Consider the following 16799-nt stretch of genomic DNA (forward strand, 5'->3'; position numbering starts at 1 on the left):
ATCTTCATTTTAACCCTTTAACTTTCGCTTCTGTCGTGTCTTTACAGTGCAGATATCTTAATTCTTCTATATGAAATTTTTTGATTGCTGAGATTTTGTACGTTAAGTTTCCAATATATATTGGAAATCCAAAGTTATTGATTTAAAAGGTTAAATTTTTCAAGTACTTTAAAGAAAAGACTTAGAAGAATAGCGATGACCGTTGCCAGCGCCATTCCTTTTAGCGTTGTTGCTCCCCAGGTAAAAGTCGCACCGCTAATTCCTATGACCAACACAATCGTTGTCAAAATGAGATTAATTGGTTTAGAATAATCAACTTTTTCCTCTACAAGAATCCTAATACCGGAGGAAGAGATAACACCAAACAATAATAAGGATATACCGCCCATAACAGGAGTAGGAATAGTTGATATGATGGCAGCCAGTTTCCCGCAAAAAGATAAAATGATGGAGAATACAGCAGCACCACCGATGACCCAAGTTGAATACACTTTTGAAATAGCCATCACCCCGATGTTTTCCCCGTAAGTTGTATTCGGCGTGGAGCCGAAACAGCCAGAAAGCACCGTTGCTACACCATTACCAATTAGAGAACGACCAAGACCGGGGTCTTTAGAAAGTTCACGATTGACGATATTTTCCGTAACAATTAAATGGCCAATGTGCTCGGCAATTACTACGAGAGCCGCAGGAGCGATGACGGCGATGCTCGCTAAATCAAAACGAGGGGAGTAAAAATTTGGGAGCGCAAACCATTTTGCTTCCGCAACCTTATGCCAGTCAACCATTCCCATTATCGAAGCGAGTACATAACCCGATATCACGCCAACAAGGATTGGAATGATACTAAGAAATCCACGGAAAATGACATTGCCAAGTATCGTAATGAGCAAAGTGACTAAGGATACGGTAATGACTTTTGAGTCATAGGTCCAATTAGCAGGGGGATTATTCAAAGGTTTGATGATCCCGGCCATTTCCGCTGCAACTGGAACGAGTTCTAATCCAATGATAGCCACGATTGCTCCCATAGCGGCGGAAGGGAATACGACATCAATCCATTTGGTACCGACCAAACGAATGAGCATACCGACCAGTAAGAAAATAAATCCTACAATGATAAAACCGCCAAGAGCATACTGATAGCTATGTGAAGAAAGAACAACAAACACGGGAGAAATAAAAGCAAAACTTGATCCCAGATAGGCTGGAATCTTCCATTTGCAAATAAATAAATATAACAGCGTGCCAACACCATTCATTAACAAAATAGTAGCCGGGTTGATATTAAAAAGAATAGGAACGAGTATGTTCGATCCAAACATCGCAAACAAATGCTGAAGACTAAGTGGAATACTTCTTATAATAGAGGGCCGTTCCTCTACTTGAATAACTCGCTGCATTCTATCATTCCCTCACATTTCATTCATAGTAATTATAGAAATCAAATATTCACTTATTCAATTTACCAGTGTTTCTTTTTTATACCATGTCCCATTTTTACCGTTTTGATTCCCTATTGATTGCCGGCTTGAAACACCTTGCATTGTCTTGTGCTCGATACTCACTTTTGCGTTGAAGAAATCCTATCTGTTTAGCTAGTTGTTTTAGAACATTAGGCGACATATGTCATTGATGTCATTGCAATTCTTGAGAAAAGAGGTGAAGTTCATCTGATATAGCCATTCCCATATTCTATAAAAGCATGTTGTATCTTTTGAAATCGAAAAAGAACCCTGCCAAAATAGGCAGAGCTCTCACAGATTGCTATTAATCCAGCACGCGCACTGTTACAGTTTTGCGTCCCCATTGTAGCGCTTCATTTTGTGTCGGTTTTAATACATCAATACGGTTTCCTTTAATGGCACCGCCTGTATCGCCAGCAATTGCTTCACCATATCCCTCTACCCATACTTTTGAACCAAGCGGAATGACTTTTGGATCGACCGCAATCAGCTTCATATTTGGGTTTTTGCGCAGGTTTATACCTGTTGCGGTCATACCGTTATAACCATCCTCTTCATAAGGTGTGTATGAGGTAGCCACAACTTGGATTTCTTGTGCTGATTTTACTTGTGGTTTTGCTGTTTGTGTATGTGTTGTTTGTGTATGTATTGTTTGTGTTGTTTGTGTATGTTCTGTTTGCGCACCTAAAAATTCTTTGCTGACATATGCGGATCCGCCCTTAAAGGCAATAACTGCCCAGCCGTTTCCACCGTCGCCAACCACTTGCACTCTTTGTCCATCTTTCAACTTACCAATCACGTTATGGTTTGTGCCGGCACCATCGCGTACGTTTAATACATCTGCTGTTACATAATATACACCGTCATCTTTTGTATATGGTTTGCTTACATAAGCTTTTTTTCCGTTATATTCAATCTCCAGCCAGTTATTTGCATCATTTTTTACTTGTAGTGTTTGTCCATTTTTTACTTTTCCAAGAATGTGTGAGTTAGTGTTCGGAGCTTGTCGAATGTTTAATACATCCGTATTTACAACTGTTGCTGCATCTGCAGTAGCTGTAAAGACCCCTAACCCAAAGATTGCTGCTGTTGTCATACCTAGTACTTTCTTCATTCGTTTACCTCCAGTTTCTGTATGTAATACCTGAATTATAGCAATCTCATTTCACGTAACTGGGAAAAACATATAATCAACATATAAATGTAATATTTCTTTAAAGGCTTGTAACAGAGAAAATGATAGAAAAAAGTAAATTTCCCTTGTCGTATCATATGACAGAAGGATATTCCAAAAAATGGTATGTAACAAATTCCTTTTTTTGTTTAGTGAGGTAAGCGAGGGGCATCGTTGCCCCTCGCTTACCTCACTAAACCTCACATGGAAGAATATACAGAGGGTATTCAGAAAAAAGAAAAGCACTTGGTCTATATTAGACCAAGTGCTAGTCGGGATGGAACCCCATGCCCATCAAACTAAGAAAACAGTTCACCAAAAAAACGATAAAATAAGAAAATTTTTATTTTTAAAAGAGGATTTCGTTAATATGCCGCCCACGCCGTTTTAATAGCTTCGGAATATGTTTAAGTAAACGATACATTGACGGAGGGACGATTATGGATGACTTGAAAAAATATCGACAATTACGGACTAGCGAAAGACCGCTTGTTCATCCAAAGGCGAAACAGAACGTGAAGGATATAGCTTGGATTGTCATAGGCTCAGTAGGAATCGGAATAGTTATGTACGGAATCGAAAAGATATACGAATTATTTGTAAGGTAGTCCGTTATTGGAGGTTTTATCATTCCTTATGTGGAATAGAATCTTAGATATATATTACCAATTTTAGGGGGGATAGCAATGAATATCAAGTTAGCCTCTGTGTCACTAGCTACAGCCTTAGTATTCGGTGCTCTAGCTGGAAACAATGTGTCAGCACAAGCAAAAACAACAAGCACAGCTCAAACAGAAAAAAATTATTTGATTGCCTTTAAGAAAGATTTACCAAGCAATTATCAAGACATTATTAAGAATGCAGGAGGACAAGTTCTCCGCGCCATCCCTGCCGTTGGCGCCTTAGAGGTAAAATCAAGCAACGCTTCCTTTTTGGACAATCTGAAGGGCGTTTCTTCTGTCCAAGCTGCGAACCAAGAGATTGTACATACTTTAGATAAGGAAGAAATACGTCCAGCAGCAGCTGACGGACAGCCGGTAACAGATATCCCGCAGCCGCAAGATATAAATAGCTATTGGGACTATCAATGGGATATAAAAGAAGTGACGAATGATGGTAAATCCTATGGAATTAATGGAGGAACAGGAAAAGGAGCAACAGTCGGCGTAATCGACAGCGGTATTGATGCCAACCATCCTGACCTAAAAGCAAACTATCTCGGCGGCCGCAACTTCGTGCCACCCGGCGTGGACGAGACTGAAACAGGTAATCCTGCTGATGTATTGGATCGCGGCGGGCATGGAACTCACGTAGCGGGCTCAATTGCAGCGAACGGTAAATTAAAAGGGGTAGGACCAGACCTTAAAATTCGTTCGTATCGTGTTTTCCCTGAAGCAGGCAGTGCACCAACAGCTTGGATCGTGGATGCCATTGTTGCTGCTGCAAATGATAGAGTAGACGTTATTAATATGTCTATCGGTGGATTCGATAGCTTAAAATACTATTATAATGGCCAAAAATATAGCGATATTGCTGATGTTCTTATCTGGAAGCGTGCAATTGAGTATGCCGTACAAAAAAATGTAACAGTCGTAGCAGCGGGTGGCAACGAGTCATTGAATATGGATGATAAGAAGATGGTAACGAATTACTTAAATGAGACATACGGCGGAAACGGCCTTACTTTTAAGGGTCCAACTGTTGAAACACCTGGTCAAATTCCTGGTGTTGTTACTGTATCCTCTTCTAATGAATGGTCAACTGACGCAATCGCGTTCTATTCCAACTATGGAAACCACTTTATTGATGTAGCAGCACCAGGCGGTGATAACGGTCCTATTTATGCTAAAACAAGAAATTTGGCACAGCGTGATTTCCATTATCGCACATTAAGCACATGGCCGACATATTTGGAGCCATATTTCACTTCCAATCTGCATAGCTATGCTTTACTTCACGGAACATCAATGGCTTCACCAAAGGTAGCAGGAATTGCAGGGGTTATTAAAGCAGCTCACCCAACATATTCTCCTGCGCAAGTAGCAAACTTGATCAAGCAAACGGCAAAAGATTATGGTAAGCCAGGACAAGATGCTTTATTTGGAGCTGGTGAGGCAAATATTTATAATGCATTATTAAATATTAAAAAATAGCAAACAAGGCTGGGAATTCGGGAGCTGTTGACAAACTCCTCAAGTGTTCCAACTTCTTCAAAAATTTTAAGGGCTTATGTAGTACGGTAGACTACATAAGCCCTGTTTGTTTTCAATTTGGCTTTTGTATAGGTAATAAGGAGTATAACAGTGAAGGGAAAAGACTTTGGGTCTAAACTGCTACTACGAGGACAGTGCGGGAAGAATTTGAGCTGCTTGTCCTCAATTACGCTAGCAATGAGATGCACAAGCTTGGAGTAAAGGCTATGCCTAAAATCTTTATTTATTTGCTTTATCATTAACAAGAGAAATATAAAAAATAATGCAAGCACCATATATTTAGTTATAATGGGGAAATAACAAACAAGGAAGGAATGAATAAATATGAAGGTTTTTGGAGTTATCTCCATCATTTCCCTCATCCTAATTTCGATGTATTTGTTTAATGCTATTAAGGGGCTTCGAAAAATACCTTATTTATCTAAGGTTGCTAAAGGTGTAAGTCATGGACCTCTTATTTCGGTAATTATTGCTGCCAAAGATGAAGAAGAATCTATTGAGAAAACACTTACTCATTTGTACGAACAAAACTATAAAAATTTAGAAATTATCGTAGTTAATGATCGTTCTGATGATGAGACTGGCAAAATAATAGAACAATTTAAAGAGAGGATATCTAATGATGGGAATGTTTCCTATCAAACCGTCCATATTCAAGAATTACCAAAGGATTGGTTGGGTAAAAATCATGCACTGTATCAAGGCTACTTAGTTTCTAAGGGGGAGTATCTTGTATTTACAGACGCTGATATAGTTTTTAAAAAAGAAACGATTTCAAAAACAATGGACTATGTAGTTGCAAACCATGTTGAACATATGGCAATGATTCCTTATATCATTTGCAATAATTTTGCACTTAGATCATTTATCCATTTGTTTTTATTGTATTTCTGTATTTTTGTTGAGCCTTGGAAAGTATACGTTCGTGGTAAGAAAGGGAAGGGAGTTGGTGTTGGCGCATTCAATCTAATTAAAAGGGATGTGTATATGCAATTAGGTACTCATAGAACATTTCCCTTACATCCAATTGACGATATTGAACTTGGTAAAAAGGCTAAAGAAATGCAATGCAATCAACACTTTTTAATCGGTAAAGAGCTTATCGAAGTTGAGTGGTATCCAAGTCTAAAAGATGCTATTAAAGGGTTTGAAAAAAATTTTTTTGGTGCCTTAGACTATAAATTTTGGAAAGTTATTGGCTTTACGTTCTTACAATGTTTATTTGCTATTTATCCTTTCATTGGTTTATTATTTAATGATTGGATGTTGATTGTACATATCTTATCATTGACACTTCTATGTTTGCTCTATGTAAGTTGTATACGAAAGGTTTCTTTCGGCTCTACTTTAGAATTCTTATTACTTCCTATCACGGTTTCATGCTATATTTACACTTTATTCCGTTCAGCTTATTTAACATTAAGAAGAGGCGGGATTAATTGGCGTGGCACATTTTATTCTTTAAAAGAACTTAAAGAATTGAACGCTAAATAAAGAAATAGGAATACAAGTTTTATTAGAATCCAAGCGTCAGAAAGTAGAACAAAGGCTATTCAGTCAATCTCTTATGCGAAATACAGGAACTAGAAAAACCATGATGACAAGAATATACATCTTTACAGATTGTTGAAAAACTAACTTGTCAACTGCGCCATTGTGCTCGATCATCACGATGGAAACGAGATTGTAGTGATCAAGTTCGGAAAGATTTTGTTCAGAAAAATACGCATCATATCAGCGGAAATCTTAATGTAGCAGCACACTAACTATGATGTGCTGCTTATTTTTAATTACAATCTTATGTTTATTAGGTTACCCTGAAAATAAGCGGTATACAAAGATATGAACCCAATAGTATGGGCAATACAGCTTATTTTAATGCATCGTAGTGCCAAAATAAAAAGCAACCGGTTCAATCTGCTGGTGGTTAAACAATACGTTTGATTCCTTCGAATAGTTTCCTACAGGATACGGGCAAGCCACATAGTCCCAGACTTTACCCGCAGCCACTTCATTTTGTGCTCTGCCATATATCATGAGTTGCTGTTCCCATTCGCCAATTGTGACAACGGAACCGATGGGAAGTAGTCCCATCTATCTCACTCCTTTTTATTCTTACCGGTAACGGCAGCATATATTTCTGTCTCTTTCCCTACGGACACTTTGGCGCCTATCCCGTCTAACGCTGAATCGATGCCAAGAACAACGTTGTAAGAGGAATATGGTAATGGGATATGCAGCTCGCCTTCCCACTTTAACCAAGAATATTGTTATCGGTACGGATAGAAAGAGGCTGCTGGGTGTCGACAAGGCTACTGCTGTAGGGATGGAAAACGAGAAATATGTGCTGCGCGCGCTCAATAGTTCGCAGGCGATTATCACTTTGGGACGAGAACTGTAGTTCATAACCGCGACCTGGACGTTCCAAAGCTGCTTCAAGGATATCATATCCATTGCCTCGGGTTTACAAGAGAAGGTTTTCCACGTTATCCTCTTTATTTGCCGAAGAATTTTGCCCTTCTCGATTATATAAAACCTGAAGTGACGGTTGTTGTTTGAATCGTAATACACATCTTCATATAAAGACAGCAGGTATCGAAATTCAGGACTTGCAGTTTTTCTCGGTAATTTAATGTTTGTTTTAGAGGCAAAAAATAAAAAGCTGTAGACATACTGAAGCCCAATTTTGGGCTTTTTATTTTTGGAGGATTTTAACAAAGGTAGTTAGTGCGAGGTTTATTTTTTATACACCAAATCTGAACAGTGCTTGGAATTGGTAGTATTAGCTATAACAAAAAATAAGGTATTGGGCCAGCGAATAAAAGACCTTTTAATTGGAAAAATATTACACGTGTATGTGTTTTGTCTGATAAAGTCCTTGTTGCAAGTGATAAAACGCAAGCATTGTAGGGAGATGACGTTATGGAGGGGTTTTATGGAAAATCGACCAGGAATAAATTACACAACACTATTTTTAGCAATTGTAATTTTAAAAATCATGTTGGTTCGTTTTGTTATATTTCACAAAGTCGAAATTTATCATACATTTATAGCGGAAATAGGTTTTGTTTTGATAGTAGGAGTTCTTATAGAAAGTTTACCTCGTATCATGAGGAAAATAGGGGTTCTAACTGCAAACTTTATGTTCTCGTTAATCCTTTTTTCTACATTGATATACAATGATTTTTACGGAACGATTCCAACGTATCAATCATTAGCGCATGTTGGACAATTGGGAGCAATATTTGAAACTATAAAAGCGTTCTTTAACCCTATATACTTTACGTTATTTTTGGATATTTTTGTACTCATTATTATGATGGTTATGAATAAAGAGTTGTTTATGCCGAAATTCAAAATGAAAAGATTGTATCAATACACTCTATTAATGTGTTCTTTGTTATTAATATTTGGAAATACCTATATTGTACATAGCGAGGATATAAAAAACGAAAAGGTGTTAGTTGAGAAAATGGGCATATCAAATTACCAATTATACAGTGCAATAAAAACTCATACGAAAGAGACAGTTGAAGTATCTTCGTTCACAAATGAAAAAGTAAATGGAATTAAAGGCTTAGACAAAGCATATCCAAAGAAATGGCTGGGGATTGCGAAAAACAAAAACCTTATTATCCTCCAACTTGAATCATTTGAAAATGCACTTGTCGGGTTGAAGATTGATGGCATAGAAATAACGCCTAACTTAAATAAATTGGCAAAAGAAAATCTATACTTTCCAAACTTTTACCAACAAGTAGGTATTGGAAATACATCGGATGCGGAATTTGCGGTAAATACCTCTCTTTATCCATTTGGACCAAACGCTATGGCTGATACATTTGGCAACCGGGATATACCGAGTTTACCAAAGTTACTTTCTAAATTCGGTTACAGGAGCGCAACTTTTCATACAAATGATATTACATTTTGGAATCGTGATGAAATGTATCCTATGGCATTAGGGTTTGAAAAAGCATACGACAAAAAGTTTTTTGGAGATAAGGATCCTATTGCATTTGGTTCAAATGATGAAATTTTATATGCCAAAACGTTGGAAGAATTATCAAAATATCAAAAGGAAGGAAAAAGGTTTTATGCTCAATTAATTTCTATGTCAAGTCACAGTCCTTTTATTATCCCTGTTGAAAAACAGAAGTTGCGAATTGGTAGAAAGTATGATGGAACAATGTTTGGTGATTATGTAAAAGCAGCTCATTATGCTGATTTTGCATTAGGACAATTTATATCGGGTCTTAAGGAAAAGGGATTATGGGATACATCATTATTTGTCATATACGGAGATCATTCGGGTGTTCAATCAACAAAAGAAATAGATATGAAATTGATGAAGGAAGCGTTCGGAAGAGAACGGTTACCGCACGAAAAATTCAATGTACCATTAGTAATTGTTTCCCCGTGGAATAAAGAAGGACAAATTATAGATATAGTAGGCAGTCAGGTCGATATCTTCCCTACAGTGGCAAATTTATTAGGTGTAAGTGCAGACGGGCAAACATACATGGGACAAGACTTGGTTAATTCAAAGAGTAACACTGTAGGGATTCGTTTTTACTTACCTACAGGTTCATTTATCAATAATGATGTAGTGTTTATTCCCGGTACAAAATTTGAGGATGGAACGGCATATTCACTCAAAACAAAAAGAAAAGTGCAACACAGTTTGTATAAAGCTGAATATGACAAAGTAATTAACTTGTACGATTTATCAGATAAATACGTTGAAACAATTCCACTATCAAAAAAATAATATAAATTACTTAAAGGAACGGAAGGATTGACGCTTTTGCAGGCTATACTAGCTGTCAGCGAACGAGCCGTATCAGTTCCTCATTAGTATATCGGTCGTTCGGCGACGTAAACGTAGCCAGCAAAAATGCGGAATGCAAGGGGAAAGCGTGGAGATTTTTCAGCGGAGCGTTTTGAACAATACTACCGTCTACAGGAGTATTTTAATTGTTATTGGGACAATGTAATTACTGGATGAAACAACTTTAACGAAAAGGAGTAAGGAACATTGATGCGTAATTTCAAAGTACAACCAGAGGGAATTATTGAAACCAGCGCAAGAGGGGCTGAAGTATTGAAGACCCCTCAACTCAATAAAGGTTTGGCTTTTACTTCTGAGGAGCGGCGTGAACTGTGTCTCCGAGGGTTGCTTCCTCCAACTGTTCTTACCATTGAACAGCAAGCTGAACGAGCCTATCAACAATTTTCTAATCAGCCCACGGATGTGTTAAAAAATGTATACTTAGCGGCTCTTCGCGACAGGAACGAAGTGTTGTTCTATCGACTGGTTTCCGAGCATTTAAGTGAAATGTTGCCCATTATCTATACCCCAACAGTCGGTCAAGCAATTGAGCACTACAGCCATCTTTATCGCCGTCCTGTTGGAGTTTATCTATCCATCGACGATCCAGACAGCATTGAGGAAGCATTCACTAACTTCGGTGCTCATGCTGACGAAATTGACCTCATCGTAGCCACTGACGGTGAACGTATTTTGGGCATCGGAGACTGGGGTGTGGGCGGTATTGACATTGCATTAGGTAAGCTCGCTGTATATACGGTTGCAGGCGGCGTTGACCCTCGCCGGGTGATTCCAGTCATTTTAGATGTAGGCACGAATCGAGAAGAATTGCTGAATGATCCGCTTTACGTCGGAATTCGCCATCCACGGATTCATGGTGAACAGTATAATGCGTTCATCGATAGGTATGTCCGTACCACACGGAAGATGTTTCCGAATGCCCTCCTTCATTGGGAAGACTTTGCACAGCCAAATGCCAGACCAATCCTTGAAAGATATAAGGATGAGATCTGTACATTTAATGACGACATCCAGGGAACTGGTGCGGTTTCACTGGCGGTTGTCTTGTCAGCTGTGCGTGCTTCAGGAATTCCTTTGTCGGAACATCGCATCGTTGTATTTGGCGCAGGGACTGCCGGTATCGGTGTTGCGGAACAAATTCGCAATGAGATGGTACGCGGGGGAATTTCCCAAGAGGAGGCAAACAGTAGGTTTTGGGGGATCGATCGACCGGGGCTGTTGCTTCAAACTACAGAAGATCTTCGTGATTTTCAAAAGCCTTTTGCACGTCCAGTAAAGGAAGTAGAAGACTGGAATAAAGATGTCAAGGGTAAAATTAACTTTCTAGAGGTGGTCCAGCGAGTACATCCCACCATTCTTATCGGGACTTCGACGGTTGGAGGAGCGTTTACGGAGGAAATTGTCAAAGCGATGGCTGCACACACAGATCGCCCCATCATTTTGCCTCTCTCCAATCCCACGGATAAGTCCGAAGCAAAGCCATCCGATCTCATAGAATGGACAGATGGGAAAGCCTTGGTTGCTACCGGAAGTCCGTTTGAACCGGTCCATTACAAAGGGGTAACATACATCATTGGGCAAGCCAATAACGCCTTTGTATTCCCTGGAATTGGACTCGGCACGATTGTGTCGCGGGCAGAGCGAGTAACCGACGGCATGCTCGTTGCTGCTGCAAAAGCTGTGGCGGGGATGGTTGACATCAGCGCGCCAGGTGCACCACTGCTTCCCAAGATTGAAAATCTGCGGATCACTTCAGCAGCGGTCGCTATTGAAGTGGTAAAGTCTGCCGTTTCTGAAGGCGTAGCAAAAGCGAAAATCAATGACATTGAGCAAGCCGTACACGAAGCGATATGGCAGCCTGAATATGGACGTGTAAAGGCAGTACAGCATTTTTCATGAGAGTGGGGCAGGGTCTGCACTCTGCGCAGCTAAACGGAGACATACATAAATTGCAGAAATATAATGCTACCTGTTCCTAAATTTTCACAGTTAAATAATATGGTTGTAGGTTGTCTGATAGTTAAAAAAATAAAGAGCATGCACATGAAAATCAGATAAAATATAACTATATGAATAAAATAAAAAACTAGTATAAACCCGTGATTTTTATCATTTAAGTTAAAATTAATTATATTAAGATATCAATCCATTCAACGTGCGGAGGTTCATGCATAGGCAGAGCAAAGGCGAGGGAAACCTCGTCTCGGATGGTTATATGATGCTCCCATGTCTTCGCAAGAGGCTTATTTTTTGAAAAAACTCAGCAACTTACCAATGTATTTGGGTGACATGTTGCATAAATCCATTTATACATTACTATCACATTATCGCTTTAAAGAGCTGCCGCCTATCGAAACCATCGAAAAGCACATTCGTAACAGACTTAATCAATCATATAGGTATTCCCGCGACAAACAACTCTGGCATCAAAAACCCAAAGAGATCCCATTATTGCGGGAACTGGTATATGGGGAAGAGATTGGCAGAGAAACCATTGAAGATATGATTCATCGTTTACAACAATGCTTAGGGAACTTGTACGAAAGCAGAAGCTTCCAGGATGCGATGTATGGAAATCATATTAACTTATATGAATCAGAGCAATTTCATGCCTTCCGATTCAATGAAATTAAGATATATGTGGTAATGGACTTGTTGTACCAAGATGAAAAAAGAGATAAATGGATCATTGTGGACTGGAAAACAGGCAGGGAGAGCATGGAAGACCGAAATCAATTAGCTTTGTATTCGTTATATTTGCATGAGAAGGATAACATTCCTCATCATAAAATAAAGGTACGAAATGAATATCTTGCGAGCGGAGAACAACGAGAAAACAGTATTCAAACCAATGACTTAGACCAAGTGAATGAAATTATGCTAATGAGCATAATTCAGATGCTACAATATATGGAAGATGTAAAACGAAATAAACCTGTATCAATTAATCTATTTGAAAAGTCGGAACATCCGAAAAAATGTAGCATGTGTAATTTCAGAAGCATGTGTGAAAGAGATATTTAAGAAGAATATTAGGTGTAATCAAAGCGGTTCTTATGATTCGCAAAAAAATAGTTCTTCATTAATTTATTCTCCTATCGCAGAGCGGATGAGGATTTCATCAAGAAAAACTCCCCAAAAAGATACCTATACTAACGCTGGGTATCTTTTTGAGAAGGAAGCTTCAAAAATCGGATTGGGCCAGTTTCTTGGAAAGTTCCAGATTCCAGAAAATCGTCTGCTCGACCGGTAATCGGACGGACGGACGAGCTGGTGTAGCCGCCTTGCCGATAGCGACCAGCATGACCGGGACATACCGCGCCGGGACGCCAAACGCTTCGACGAATTTATCGGCGTCGTATCCGCCCAGCGGGCACGAATCGAGGCCTTTCGCTTTCGCAGCGAGCATGAGCTGCATCGCGGCCAGCGATGCGTTGCGGATCGCTTCATCGCGCGGAGCGGTCGGCACGTTGGCATACGTGTATTCAATTTGGCCGACCAAGTTCGCCTTGACTTCCTCGGACAGCAGCCCGGCTTGCACGTCCGGTTCAAAGACGGCTTCAGCTTTTAGATTGGCCTGAAGGTCTCCCAGTATGGCGACGACGACAGAGGCCTCGACGACTTGCGTTTGGCTGTAAGCGATAGGCAGCAGCTTAGCTTTGGCCGTCTGGTCGGTGATGGCGAGAAACTTCCAATGCTGAAGATTCCAGGCCGACGGTGCGCTATTCGCAATCTCCAGAAGCTCCTTGATTTCCTGTTCGCTCAGTTTGTGTGCAGCGTCATAATGTTTGACGGAATGACGTTCCCGGACTACGGTGAAAAAGTCGGTTTGTACAGTGGATGACATTTCACAATCAACTCCTTAATTATTTACTATATTTTCAGCAATGGACCCGCAGGTTTACACCTATCGAGGCTGATCTGCCATATTAAGTTTTTAAAATTAACTTCTGACAATTATGGTGCCCGCCATCTTTAAATTATCCTTGTCGTAATTAATGAGCGGTTGAATAATTAGCCGCAATGATGCATGTTTTCAGTCTGCCTCATCATGCTTCTACACGGTCGGCATTATTCATTCGCCTCGTTGCTTTTTTTCGCCCCAAACGATTTGTTCCCATAACCCCTGTTATAATCAGCACCGAACCGATGATATGGTACACCGTAATTTTTTCCCCGAGAAACATCGCCCCGGCCGCAATAGAGACGACGGTCGATAGGTTGGCGAATACGCTTATTTTTGACGCTTCTATTTTTGACAAGGCGTAGTTTGCTGTCAGTGCTGTGACGAGTGAGGACATCACTCCCAGGTAGAGGATCGACACGATAAAGGTACCGCTGGCGAGCGGTGCGAACAGGTAGTCGAGCGTCCCAGCGGTCACATGATCGGTGAGCGAAACAACCAGAAATGCGACGAATCCGATCCCCAACATCAAATAACTGATTTCCATAGGGCTAAAAATCCTCAAAAGTGACCGGGCCAAAACGCTGTATCCGGCAAAGGCCAGGCACGACAAGAATAACAAGAAAATTCCCGTCATGTTTGACAAATCGATGCTGCTTCCCTTCATCATAAAGATGAACACAACACCGAATACCGACAGGAAGGTCGACAGCTTCTGCAAGACGGTTGTCGCTTCCTTCAAAAATACGGAGGCCAGTAACATCGTCAAGACCGGTGTGAAGGCGTACAAAATGCCGCCCTCGGCCGAGGTGGCGTGCTCCAGCCCAAACGTTTGCAGCGTGAAGAAGCCCAGCGGGTACATGGTTGCCAGCAGCAACGCTTTGTATAGCGGTTTGCCGCGGTATTTAAGTTTAATCCGGCCGAACGCAACCGGAATCGACATGGCCGCAAACGAAGCAGCAAAACGGTACGTCAGCGTGTCGATTGGAGGGGCGTGTTCGAGCGCCATTTTGGTAAACAAAAACGAAAATCCGATTATCGCCGCGTTCAACACGGCAGACAAATAAGCAAGTTTCAGTCCTTTTTGGTTTGTCATTGTATCTTCCTCTCTGCAACAGCCGGGATCATGTTCGCGAACGTCTTATCCCTTACATGAAAAAGGTACGACAAAATGCTGATCTGAACAATGCCTTTTTGCCAAAAGTGTATCGATACAGTTGGCGAGGTCAGGTATAATGAGTAGAGAAACGTGATAGACTCGTGAAAACCGAACAGGGGGGAGAGCGGCGTGAAAAAATATTTGTCTATTCTTTCCGATATGGAACAAAAAATCATGGAAGGGCAATACAGTCCGGGCCAAAAGCTGCCTTCCGTCCGCAGCGCTGCGAAGTTGTACGGATGCAGCATCAGCACGATCACACGGGCATACGCAGAACTGGAGAAGCGCCACGCGATTTATTCGATCGCGCAAAGCGGCTTTTATGTGGTCGGAAAGCCGGGAGATTGGCGTGACAACAAGGAAAGCGGAATGATCGATTTTGCTTCGGCGTCGCCGGATTTGAACGTGTTTCCATATTTGGACTTCCAGCATTGCTTGAACAAAGCGATCGATACATACAAATACCACTTGTTTACATACGGTGATTCGCAAGGGCTGGAAAGGCTGCGCCAAACACTCGTTTCCCATTTGGCCAACAGTCAGGTGTTTGCAAAAGCGGAGCGGATTGTCGTCACTTCGGGTGTCCAGCAGGCGCTGGAAATTTTGGCGAAAATGCCATTTCCGAACGGGAATGCGGCCATCTTGGTCGAACAGCCGAGCTACGATATGTATTTGCGCTTTCTTGAGGCGGAGGGCATACCGGTTTGCGGAATCGCTCGTACGGCAGCAGGTATTGATTTGCGGGAATTGGAGGAGAAGTTCAAAAGCGGCGGAATCAAATTTTTTTACACGATGTCGAGATACCACAATCCGCTGGGCACCTCGTATAGCGCGGAGGAGAGGAAGGCAATCGCCGGTTTAGCCAGCAAATACAACGTGTACATCCTGGAGGACGATTACATGGCCGACTTGGGCGAAGACCGGTGTTTCGACCCGATTCATGCTTACGACAGAACTGCGCACGTCATTTATTTGAAAAGCTTTTCGAAAATCATTTTCCCAGGTTTGCGGTTGGGAGTCGCCGTTTTGCCGGAACGGTTGCTGGAGACGTTCCGCACATTCAAAAGATCCGCCGACACCTCGCTTTTGTCCCAGGCGGCGCTCGAAGTGTACATTAAAAACGGCATGTACGAGCGGCACAAGCACAAAATATACAGCCAATACGCGGCGCGAATGCGCGCGCTGAACGAGGCGGTGCAGCGGTACAACGATGCAGGAGTGATTAAGGTATCGGACGTCAAATCAGGTGTCTATATGCAGTTTAAGCTGCCGCAACCGGTCAACATGGAGCGTCTAATGAAACGGCTTGCGGCGAGGAATGTCAGCATCGTACCCGGAAAAGGCTTCTATTTGTCGGATTACCTGGAGCGGGAGAAGTTTTTGCGGATCAGTATTTCCCGGGCGCAGCTAGGGCAAATCGATGAGGGGGTCAAGGCGATAGTTGAGGAAGTGGAGCAGTGCAGCAGGTTGTAGTATTGCGAATCGATACGCTGCCGAATCCGATGCGGATTAAACTTTTGACGTCTTGGTTGGATATTTACTTTAAAGGAGCAGGAAGTTGTTGTTTTTCGCGCATTAATTTTACTTTATATGGAAAAATACGTTAGTGGATATACGATTTGAATGTTCTATCTTTGAGAGTATGAAAGGAGAGTAGTATATGGAAAAAATTGAAGTAGGCGAAATTTTCACCCTTAGTGATGAGAGTGATCATGAGCAGGAAGTTGAAGTGCTGGGAACGATGAATGTCGAAGGAGCAGAATACGTTGCTGTCGGCTTTGTAGAAGACATTCAAAAGGAAACAGATGAAGACATTGATATTTTCTTTTTAAGAGTAGAGCATGATGGTGAATTGTCATACATTGAGAGTGACAAGGAGTTTGAAAAAGTGTCTGCTGCGTTTGAGGGAATTATGGACGAGCAAGATTGATATTGGTTGGACACAAGAGAGGGGGATAAAAATCCCCCTTCTCTTTGTATTAAAAAAATATTTCCAATGAGTAAGTCTTTTTAGGAACAACAATGGAAGGA

14 protein-coding genes are annotated in these 16799 nt (G+C 41.1%); 9 read left to right on the forward strand and 5 right to left on the reverse strand.

What is annotated here, in order from left to right; all coding sequences use genetic code 11:
* Window positions 1-134: 134 nt before the first annotated feature.
* Together uraA and H540_RS0108195 are read right to left on the reverse strand one after the other, a co-directional pair.
* Window positions 135-1403: a uracil permease gene (gene uraA / locus H540_RS0108190; protein ID WP_028400219.1), complete on the reverse strand. Its 1269-nt coding sequence runs from the start codon at window positions 1401-1403 to the stop codon at window positions 135-137.
* A gap of 367 nt (window positions 1404-1770) precedes the next feature.
* The gene (locus tag H540_RS0108195) at window positions 1771-2580 is read right to left on the reverse strand and encodes a 3D domain-containing protein (protein WP_028400220.1); all 810 of its coding nucleotides are present in this window, start codon (window positions 2578-2580) and stop codon (window positions 1771-1773) included.
* 500 nt (window positions 2581-3080) lie between these two features.
* On the opposite strand from H540_RS0108195, the gene H540_RS33065 reads away from it, so the two are divergent.
* From H540_RS33065 to H540_RS0108220, 3 genes are all read left to right on the forward strand, one after another.
* Window positions 3081-3248 (forward strand): hypothetical protein, encoded by a 168-nt coding sequence (locus H540_RS33065; RefSeq protein WP_155890982.1) that lies wholly within the window; start codon window positions 3081-3083, stop codon window positions 3246-3248.
* A gap of 78 nt (window positions 3249-3326) precedes the next feature.
* Entirely contained in the window at window positions 3327-4793 is a 1467-nt protein-coding gene (locus H540_RS0108210; protein ID WP_028400222.1) for a S8 family serine peptidase, read from the forward strand.
* A gap of 384 nt (window positions 4794-5177) precedes the next feature.
* Window positions 5178-6347, forward strand: a complete 1170-nt coding sequence (locus H540_RS0108220; protein ID WP_051317033.1) for a glycosyltransferase family 2 protein — start codon at window positions 5178-5180, stop codon at window positions 6345-6347.
* A gap of 381 nt (window positions 6348-6728) precedes the next feature.
* On the opposite strand, the gene H540_RS0108225 is transcribed toward H540_RS0108220, so the two are convergent.
* Window positions 6729-6947, reverse strand: a complete 219-nt coding sequence (locus tag H540_RS0108225) for a DUF4176 domain-containing protein (protein ID WP_028400225.1) — start codon at window positions 6945-6947, stop codon at window positions 6729-6731.
* A gap of 133 nt (window positions 6948-7080) precedes the next feature.
* Here H540_RS0108225 and H540_RS33070 point away from each other — a divergent pair, with 133 nt between their 5' ends.
* The 4 genes from H540_RS33070 (at window position 7081) to H540_RS0108245 (ending at window position 12729) form a co-directional block, all read left to right on the forward strand.
* Window positions 7081-7254 (forward strand): hypothetical protein, encoded by a 174-nt coding sequence (locus tag H540_RS33070; protein WP_155890983.1) that lies wholly within the window; start codon window positions 7081-7083, stop codon window positions 7252-7254.
* Window positions 7255-7788: 534 nt separating this feature from the next.
* Complete coding sequence (locus tag H540_RS0108235; RefSeq protein WP_051317034.1) at window positions 7789-9624, forward strand: LTA synthase family protein; 1836 nt, start codon at window positions 7789-7791, stop codon at window positions 9622-9624.
* Window positions 9625-9894: 270 nt separating this feature from the next.
* Window positions 9895-11604, forward strand: a complete 1710-nt coding sequence (locus H540_RS0108240) for an NAD-dependent malic enzyme (RefSeq protein WP_028400227.1) — start codon at window positions 9895-9897, stop codon at window positions 11602-11604.
* A gap of 351 nt (window positions 11605-11955) precedes the next feature.
* Window positions 11956-12729: a PD-(D/E)XK nuclease family protein gene (locus H540_RS0108245; RefSeq protein WP_028400228.1), complete on the forward strand. Its 774-nt coding sequence runs from the start codon at window positions 11956-11958 to the stop codon at window positions 12727-12729.
* A 160-nt stretch (window positions 12730-12889) separates the two neighbouring features.
* Here the strand turns inward: H540_RS0108245 and H540_RS0108250 are convergent, their stop codons facing one another.
* Together H540_RS0108250 and H540_RS29245 are read right to left on the reverse strand one after the other, a co-directional pair.
* Window positions 12890-13552 (reverse strand): nitroreductase family protein, encoded by a 663-nt coding sequence (locus H540_RS0108250; protein WP_028400229.1) that lies wholly within the window; start codon window positions 13550-13552, stop codon window positions 12890-12892.
* Window positions 13553-13754: 202 nt separating this feature from the next.
* Window positions 13755-14705, reverse strand: a complete 951-nt coding sequence (locus H540_RS29245; protein ID WP_034670588.1) for a DMT family transporter — start codon at window positions 14703-14705, stop codon at window positions 13755-13757.
* A 192-nt stretch (window positions 14706-14897) separates the two neighbouring features.
* On the opposite strand from H540_RS29245, the gene H540_RS0108260 reads away from it, so the two are divergent.
* Entirely contained in the window at window positions 14898-16241 is a 1344-nt protein-coding gene (locus tag H540_RS0108260; protein WP_028400230.1) for an aminotransferase-like domain-containing protein, read from the forward strand.
* 187 nt (window positions 16242-16428) lie between these two features.
* Entirely contained in the window at window positions 16429-16698 is a 270-nt protein-coding gene (locus tag H540_RS0108270; protein WP_028400231.1) for a DUF1292 domain-containing protein, read from the forward strand.
* Window positions 16699-16799: the final 101 nt, after the last annotated feature.

The organism is Ectobacillus panaciterrae DSM 19096 (assembly GCF_000430785.1).
Lineage (GTDB): Bacteria > Bacillota > Bacilli > Bacillales > Bacillaceae_G > Ectobacillus > Ectobacillus panaciterrae.